General features: G+C 71.6%; 9 protein-coding genes and 1 pseudogene. All 10 read right to left on the bottom strand.

Going from position 1 to position 7,484, the window contains the following annotated elements; all coding sequences use genetic code 11:
- A pseudogene (locus ACTS11_RS17160) lies at window positions 1–488 on the bottom strand (amidophosphoribosyltransferase); the annotation flags it as partial.
- A gap of 133 nt (window positions 489–621) precedes the next feature.
- Complete coding sequence (locus tag ACTS11_RS17155) at window positions 622–1,179, bottom strand: CvpA family protein (protein ID WP_442641512.1); 558 nt, start codon at window positions 1,177–1,179, stop codon at window positions 622–624.
- An 84-nt stretch (window positions 1,180–1,263) separates the two neighbouring features.
- The gene (gene radA, locus ACTS11_RS17150; protein ID WP_442641511.1) at window positions 1,264–2,631 is read right to left on the bottom strand and encodes a DNA repair protein RadA; all 1,368 of its coding nucleotides are present in this window, start codon (window positions 2,629–2,631) and stop codon (window positions 1,264–1,266) included.
- Between the two features lie 57 nt (window positions 2,632–2,688).
- Entirely contained in the window at window positions 2,689–3,060 is a 372-nt protein-coding gene (locus ACTS11_RS17145) for a hypothetical protein (protein WP_442641510.1), read from the bottom strand.
- Complete coding sequence (locus ACTS11_RS17140; RefSeq protein ID WP_442641509.1) at window positions 3,057–3,509, bottom strand: paraquat-inducible protein A; 453 nt, start codon at window positions 3,507–3,509, stop codon at window positions 3,057–3,059. The genes ACTS11_RS17145 and ACTS11_RS17140 overlap by 4 nt, the downstream gene beginning before the upstream one ends.
- Before the next feature lie 40 nt (window positions 3,510–3,549).
- A complete protein-coding gene (locus tag ACTS11_RS17135) occupies window positions 3,550–3,918 on the bottom strand; it encodes a hypothetical protein (RefSeq protein ID WP_442641508.1) in 369 nt (122 codons plus the stop codon).
- Between the two features lie 13 nt (window positions 3,919–3,931).
- On the bottom strand, window positions 3,932–4,678 hold the full coding sequence (locus tag ACTS11_RS17130) for an ABC transporter ATP-binding protein (RefSeq protein ID WP_442641507.1): 747 nt from the start codon (window positions 4,676–4,678) through the stop codon (window positions 3,932–3,934).
- Window positions 4,675–5,460 (bottom strand): MlaE family ABC transporter permease, encoded by a 786-nt coding sequence (locus ACTS11_RS17125; RefSeq protein WP_442641513.1) that lies wholly within the window; start codon window positions 5,458–5,460, stop codon window positions 4,675–4,677. The genes ACTS11_RS17130 and ACTS11_RS17125 overlap by 4 nt, the downstream gene beginning before the upstream one ends.
- A complete protein-coding gene (gene alr / locus ACTS11_RS17120; protein ID WP_442641506.1) occupies window positions 5,460–6,500 on the bottom strand; it encodes an alanine racemase in 1,041 nt (346 codons plus the stop codon). Before alr ends, ACTS11_RS17125 begins: the two co-directional genes overlap by 1 nt.
- A gap of 85 nt (window positions 6,501–6,585) precedes the next feature.
- The coding region (locus ACTS11_RS17115) for a DnaB-like helicase C-terminal domain-containing protein (RefSeq protein ID WP_442641505.1) at window positions 6,586–7,484 on the bottom strand (899 nt) is incomplete at its 5' end.

Here is a 7,484-nt window from a genome sequence, read left to right as displayed (position 1 = left end):
GCCATGAGGTGGATGATGCACTCGCTGTCCGAGGAGGACTGGAAGATCGACCCGCGCTCGATCAGTTCGCGGCGCAGCTCGTCCGCGTTCACGATGTTGCCGTTGTGCGCGATCGCGGCGCCGCCCATGGCGAACTCGCCGAAGAAGGGCTGCACGTCGCGGATCGCTGTGTGCCCCTTGGAGCCGGCGGTGGAGTAGCGCACGTGCCCGATGGCGATCTCGCCCGGCAGCGTCTCCATCACCGCCTGGCTGGTGAAGGTGTCGCGCACGTAACCGAAGCGGTGGGCCGAGTTGAAGCCGTGCTGGGGGTGGTGGGCGACGATGCCGCCCGCTTCCTGCCCGCGATGCTGCAGCGCGTGCAGGCCGAGCGCGACGAAGTTCGCGGCGTCCACCACGCCGACCACGCCGAAGACGCCGCATTCCTCGCGGAGCTTGTCGTCATCGACCGGATCGAACGGATGGGAGAAGGGAAGGTGGTCGTCGCGCATCCGGCGTGTCCCCTGGCAGCTGGCGAAGACCCCGATTCCCGGATCGCGGGCGCTTCGTGGTTCACATAGGGCAGCGGGGGGGCGCTGTCACCCCGCCGTCACGCTTTGCCCGCCGCGACCGGGGCGCGATGCCTCATTCCGCGGCGCAGGTGCCCGTGAGCTGGTCGTAACGCTCCATCAGCCAGCCGGGCGCGTCCTGCGGGATCTGCGCCTCGATTGCGGCCTGCGTCTCGGCGAAGACCATGGCCGAGCGGCTGTCGGCGATCTCGGCGATGGGCTCGTCACCGGCGATCCGGTCGTAGGCGATGAGGGCCACGAGCACGAGGAGGACGCCGCGCGCCACGCCGAAGAGGAAGCCGAGGCCCGCGTCGACCCCGCCCACGGCCGAGCGCTGCACGGCGGAGGAGAAGGCCGGCGTGAAGAGCGAGATCAGCACGAGCGCCACCACGAAGACCGCGGCGAAGGAGGCCATGATGCCGAGCTCGCAGGACCCGCCGATGAACTCGCCCACATAGGGGATCTCGTTCATCAGCGGCAGCGCGCGGGGCGCGAAGACGAAGGCGAGGATCGCCGCCGCGACCCAGCCGAGGATCGACATGACCTCGCGCACGAAGCCGCGCGAATAGGCCAGCACCGCGGAAACCAGGATGATGCCCGCGACGACGCCGTCGAAGATGGTGAAGCCTTCCATGTCTGCCCGTGCCTCTGTACGTTACTGTTCTTCTTCGTTTTTTCGGTCTTCCGCGCCGTCCCCGCTCTGTCCCGTCGCCCTGTCCTAGCCCGCGCCGAAGACCTCGCCGACGAAGAGCGTGAGCGTGTCCATGCTGCGCACCGAAACGCCTCCGTCGGCGGGGATATTACACCCTTTGGGCAGGATTGCGGCGGAAAAACCGAGTTTCAGCGCCTCTTTCAACCTGTTTTCCGCCTGCGTGACCGGGCGGAGCGCGCCCGACAGCGACAATTCCCCGAAGACGACGGTGTCCGCGGGCAGCGCCGCGTCCTCGCGCGCGGAGAGGAGCGCGGCCGCCACCGCGAGGTCTGCGGCGGGCTCGGTGATGCGCATTCCGCCCGCGACGTTCAGGTAGACGTCGAGCCCCTGAAACCCGATGCCCGCCCGCGCCTCGAGCACGGCGAGGATCATCGACAGCCGCGCGCCGTCCCAGCCGACCACCGCGCGGCGCGGCTGGCTGAGCGAGGAAGGGGCGACAAGCGCCTGGAATTCCACCAGAACGGGCCGGGTGCCCTCGATCCCCGCAAAGACGACGGAGCCGGGTGCGGGCGTGTCGCGGTCGCTGAGGAACAGGGCCGAGGGGTTCGGCACCTCGGCCAGGCCCGCGCCCGTCATTTCGAAGACGCCGATCTCGTCGGCCGGGCCGAAGCGGTTCTTGACCGAGCGCAGGATGCGGAACTGGTGGCCGCGCTCGCCCTCGAAGTAGAGGACCGTGTCGACCATGTGCTCGACCACGCGGGGGCCGGCGATCTGGCCCTCCTTGGTGACGTGGCCGACGAGCATCACCGCGACGCCGCGCCGCTTGGCGAAGGTGACGAGTTCGTGCGCCGCCGCCCGCACCTGGCTGACGGAGCCGGGCGCGCTGTCGACGGTGTCGAGCCACATGGTCTGGATCGAGTCGACGATCACGAGGTCGGGCGCCTCGGCGTCGAGCGTCGTCAGGATGTCGCGCAGGTTGGTCTCGGCGGCGAGCTGCACCGCGCTGTCGCCGAGGCCGAGGCGGCGCGCACGGAGCCGCACCTGCGCCGTCGCCTCCTCGCCCGAGACGTAGATCACCCGCGCGCCCGCCCGCGCGAAGCTCGCCGCCGCCTGGAGGAGCAGGGTGGACTTGCCGATGCCGGGATCGCCGCCCACCAGCGTCGCCGAGGCCGGCACGAGACCCCCGCCGAGCACGCGGTCGAGTTCGCCCATCCCCGAGGAGCGGCGGGGCGGCGGCGGTTCGTCCGAGCGGAGGTCGCTGAGCCCCATGCGCCGCCCCTTGGCCGCGCCGAGGCCCTTGGACCCGGGCCCCTGGCTCAGCGGCGCCTCCTCGGCGATGGAGTTCCACTCGCCGCAGGCCTCGCAGCGCCCGGCCCATTTCTGGGTGACGTTGCCGCAGGCGGAGCAGACGAAACGGGTGACGGGTTTTGCCATGGGCGAGGGTGTAGCGAAGCGGGCGGGGGGATGCCATCGCGTTCTGGCGCGGCGGCCTCAGGCGGCGAGCCCGCTCAGCCAGAGCGCCCCGGTCATCGCCGCGAGCGCGAGGAGGACGCGGAGCGCCTCGCTCCGCCAGGTGCCAAGCCCGGCCTCGGCCAGTCCCTTGTGCAGCCCGAAGCCGAGCCCGCCCGCGATCAGGAGTGCGGCGGGCAGCATCGTTCCCGCAGCCCCCGAGAGCGCGCCGAAAGCCAGCACGGCGAGCCCGGCCAGCACCGGCGGTCCCGACCGCCGCGCGAGGTTCAGGCCCATGCCCCGCCGCCGCGCGGCCCGTTCCGCCACCAGCCGGCGGAGCCAGGTGAAGCCGGCCAGCGCCGCATAGGCCCCGAGGAAGACGGCGAGCGGCTGGAGCAACGTCTCGGGGGTCACGGTGTCTCCTTCACGATCCGCGCGGTGGCGAGCCCGATGCCGAGCGAGGCGAGAACGCAGCCGGTGAAGAGCCAGAGGCCCCAGGCCGTCTCCACCCGCCCCACGGCGAAGCCCTTGGCCACGGTGACGTAGAGCGCGATCAGGAACACGTCCGCCATGGCGAGCTTGCCCATGACCTGCACCGCGGGCAGGAGACGCGCGGGCGCCCGCGCCGTCAGCACGAGCGCGAGCAGCATCGTCTTGCCCATCGGCGCCGCCAGCGCGAAGAGCGCGACGAGCAGCGCGAGCGCGACCTCTCCCTCGCGCCAGAGTGCCGAGAGCCCCGACAGGACCGACACCTCCGACAGCCCGAACAGCGGCAGGAGCCCCGCGCGCAGGAGCGGCGCCGCCCAGGACAGCGGGAAGAGCACGAGGAGCGCGAGGTTCAGCGCGAGGAGGAGGCGGGCCATGGGCCGCAGGTTTCCGCCGAACCGCGGCGCTGTGCAAGGCTCAGGCGAGCTGCCGCCACCAGATCACGGTCGCCCCGATCAGGAGCGTGAGAAGCAGCCGCGCCGTCTCGCCGCGCCAGGAGGCCTCCCGCAGGTCGTTGAGCCCCATGTGGACCCCGACGGCGAGGCCCGCGGGAAACAGCACCGCGATGACGACGACGACCGTGGGAAAGCCGAAGAAGGCCCCCGCCAGCACCACGACGAGGAGCGTGACCATCGCCGGCACGAGGTGGCCGATCAGCTCGAACACCAGCGGCACGTGCCGCGTCTTCTCCAGCCGCGAGAGGCGCGCGACCCACTCGATCGCGCCGAGGCCCGCATAGGTCCAGAAAAGCGTGGCGACGGCCTCGACGACGGCGATGGGGCTCATCGCAGGCCGCCCCTCACCTGAGCGTCCCGATCGGTCCCTCGGGCGCGCCGCTGACGAACTGCCGGAGGTAGGGGTCTTCGGCCGTGTCGATCTCGGCCACCGGCCCGTGCCAGCGCACCCGCCCGCCGTGCAGCATCGCCACCCGGTCGGCGATGGCGCGGACGCTGCTCATGTCGTGGGTGATCGTCACCGCGGTCGCGCCCATCTCGGTCACGATGCCGCGGATGAGGTCGTTGATGACGCCCGCCATGATCGGGTCGAGGCCCGTCGTCGGCTCGTCGAAGAAGATGATGTCCGGCTCGGCGGCGATGGCGCGGGCGAGGCTCGCGCGCTTCTGCATTCCGCCCGAGAGCTCGGCGGGGTAGAGGTCGGCCACGTCCGCCTCGAGGCCCACGCGGGCGAGCTTGGCGATGGCGATCTCGCGCGCCTCGCCGCGGGGGCGGCGCGCGGGCCCGCGCAGCAGGCGGAAGGCCACGTTCTGCCAGACCGGCATCGAATCGAACAGCGCGCCGCCCTGGAAAAGCATCCCGAAGCGGGCGAGGAAGGCGTCGCGGTCGCCCCGCGTCGCGTCCTCCCCGTCCAGCAGGATGCGGCCCGCATCCGGCGTCACGAGGCCGAGAATGCACTTCAGCAGCACCGATTTCCCGGTGCCCGAGCCGCCGATGACCACGAGGCTCTCGCCCGTCGCGACCTCGAGATCGACGCCCCGGAGGACCTTCTTGGCCCCGAAGGCCTTGCTGACGCCCTCGAGCCGGATCATGCCGAGAAGAACGCCTCCGTCAGGAGGTAGTTGGCCGCGAGGATCAGGATCGAGGCCGAGACCACGGCCTTGGTCGTCGCGCGCCCCACGCCGCGCGCGCCGCGCTCGGAATGCATCCCGTGGTAGCAGCCCATCACCGCGACGATGCAGCCGAAGACCGCGCCCTTCACGAGGCCCGAGGCCACATCCCAGACCTCGAGGTAGTCGGCGGTGTTCTGGATGTAGGTCGCCGGATCGAAGCCGAGGCGCGTGGTGCCGACGAGAAAGCCCCCCATGATCCCGATGGAATCGCCGACCGCCACCAGGAAAGGCAGCGACAGGGTCGCCGCCACGACGCGGGGAACGGCGAGGTATTTCATGGGGTTGGTGGACAGAGTTACCAGCGCGTCGATCTGCTCGGTCACCTTCATCGTGCCGATCTCGGCGGCGATGGCGGCGGCGACGCGGCCCGCGACCATCAGGCCGCCGAGGACGGGGCCGAGTTCGCGCGTCATCCCGATGGCGACGATGGAGGGGACCACCGCCTCGGCGTTGAAGCGCGAGCCGCCCGCGAAAATCTGGAGCGCCAGCGCCCCCCCGGTGAAGAGCGCGGTCAGCGCGACGACCGGCAGCGACAGCCAGCCGATGTGCAGGAACTGGTGCGCCAGCTCGCGCCCGTACCAGGGCGGGCGGAGGATGTGGCCGAGCGTGGCGGCGAAGTAGAGCGTCACGCGCCCCGTCCCGGCCAGGAGCCCGAGGACCACGCGGCCGAGCACCGCGAGCGGGCGTGTCGCCGCGCGGATCACGGCGCGTCCGCGTAGGCGCGGGCGTAGCGCGGCCCGAGCGAGGTCAGGATCTCGTAGCCGATGGTCCCCGCCGCCTCGGCCAGCGCGTCGACGCCCTGTCCCGGGCCGAGGATGTCGAGCGCCTCGGGCACATCGGCGAGGTCGGTGACATCCACGGTGATGAGGTCCATCGACACGCGGCCCGCGACGGGCACCGCCGTTCCGTCCGCGAAAAGCGGCGCCCGCCCCGACATGGCGCGGATGAGCCCGTCGGCGTAACCTCCTGATATCGTGGCAATCTTCGTCCGTCGAGTGGCGGTGAAGGTGCAGCCGTAGCCGACCGTCTCGCCGGGGCCGAGGTCGCGCACCTGGATCACCGGCAGCGACAGCCGGACGACCGGCCGGGCCGCCGCGAAGGGCAACCCGCCATAGAGGCCGATGCCGGGGCGCGTCAGGTCGAAATGGTAGTCGCGGCCCAGCAGGATACCGCCCGTCGCCGAGAGCGAGCGCGGCACCGACAGCCCCTCCGTCATCGCGCGGAAGGCCGCGAGCTGCGCGGCGTTGGCGGGGTGGTCCGGTTCGTCGGCGCAGGCCAGGTGGCTCATGGCGAGCGTGAGCGGCCCCGCCTCGGCCTCGGCGCGCAGCGTGGCCCAGTCGGCGGGCTCGATCCCGAGGCGGTTCATGCCGGTGTCGAGCTGGACGCCATACGGAGCGTCGGGCAGCGCCGCGCGGTGGCGGGCGAACTGTTCGGGGCTGTTCAGCATGGGCACGAGGCCCGCCTCGCGGAGGATCGCGGTGTCGCCGCCCATGTGGCCCGAGAAGACGCAGATCTCCGGGCCTTCGCCCAGCGCCGCGCGGACGGCGGCGCCTTCCTCGGCCACCGCGACGAAGAAGCGCCGCGCGCCTGCGCGCGCCAGCGCCGCCGCCACCGGACCCGCGCCGAGGCCGTAGCCGTCCGCCTTCACCACCGCCGCCGTCTCGCAGGCGGTCATGGCGTCGAGCGCGCGCCAGTTGGCGACGATCGCGCCGAGGTCGATCTGGAGGAGGCCGGTTCCCATGGCGCCTGTCTCGGCGGCTTGCGCCCGGGCGTCAAGATGATCTCGCGGGGGCGCCCCGGTTGGTTCCGGCACGCCCCCGCACTGCTCAATAGTCCTGCGCGCCCTGCTGCCAGGGCTTCACCAGGTTGCCGAACCGTGTGTAGCGGCCGTCGAAGCTGAGCTCGACGGTGCCGACCGGGCCGTGGCGCTGCTTGCCGATGATGACCTCGGCCTTGCCGTGCAGCATCTCCATGTCCTGCTGCCACTTGGTCATGGCCTCGAGGTTGTCCTCGCCCGGCTTCTCGCGTTCCTTGTAGTACTCGCCCCGGTAGACGAACATCACCACGTCCGCGTCCTGCTCGATCGAGCCCGACTCGCGCAGGTCCGAGAGCTGCGGTCGCTTGTCCTCGCGGCTTTCGACCTGGCGGCTGAGCTGCGAGAGCGCGATCACGGGGATGTCGAGTTCCTTGGCGACGGCCTTCAGGCCCTGTGTGATCTCCGACACCTCGTTGACGCGGTTCTCCGACCGGCCGCTGCCCCGCAGGAGCTGGAGATAGTCCACGATCAGGAGGTCGAGCCCCCGCGGCGAGCGCTTGAGCCGCCGCGCGCGGGCGGCGAGCTGGCTGATCGGCAGGGCCGGCGTGTCGTCGATGAAGAGCGGGCAATGCTCGAGCTCGCCGGCCGCGCGCAGGTAGCGGCGGAACTCCTCCTCCGTCAGGTCGCCCTTGCGGATGAGCTCCGACGGGATCTCGGCCGCCTCCGACAGGATCCGCTGGGCGAGCTGGGCCGAGGACATCTCGAGGCTGAAGAAGCCCACGACGCCGCCGTCCACGGTGCCGATCGAGCCGTCCTCGCGCCGCCCCTCCTTCCAGGCCTTCGCCACGTTGAAGGCGATGTTGGTCGCGAGCGACGTCTTCCCCATCGCGGGGCGCCCGGCGAGGATCAGGAGGTCCGACTTGTGCAGCCCGCCCAGCATCCGGGCCATGTCGCTGAGGCCCGTGGACA

It is taken from the genome of Roseicyclus sp. (assembly GCF_052168335.1).
Lineage (GTDB): Bacteria > Pseudomonadota > Alphaproteobacteria > Rhodobacterales > Rhodobacteraceae > Roseibacterium.
This window is presented reverse-complemented; position numbering and strand designations above follow the sequence as displayed.

What these genes read in the sequence shown, in the direction of transcription:
- ACTS11_RS17155 (WP_442641512.1), bottom strand. Translation starts at nt 1,179, where the DNA reads ATGGAAGGCTTCACCATCTTCGACGGCGTCGTCGCGGGCATCATCCTG.
- radA (WP_442641511.1), bottom strand. Translation starts at nt 2,631, where the DNA reads ATGGCAAAACCCGTCACCCGTTTCGTCTGCTCCGCCTGCGGCAACGTC.
- ACTS11_RS17140 (WP_442641509.1), bottom strand. Translation starts at nt 3,509, where the DNA reads ATGGCCCGCCTCCTCCTCGCGCTGAACCTCGCGCTCCTCGTGCTCTTC.
- ACTS11_RS17135 (WP_442641508.1), bottom strand. Translation starts at nt 3,918, where the DNA reads ATGAGCCCCATCGCCGTCGTCGAGGCCGTCGCCACGCTTTTCTGGACC.
- ACTS11_RS17130 (WP_442641507.1), bottom strand. Translation starts at nt 4,678, where the DNA reads ATGATCCGGCTCGAGGGCGTCAGCAAGGCCTTCGGGGCCAAGAAGGTC.
- alr (WP_442641506.1), bottom strand. Translation starts at nt 6,500, where the DNA reads ATGGGAACCGGCCTCCTCCAGATCGACCTCGGCGCGATCGTCGCCAAC.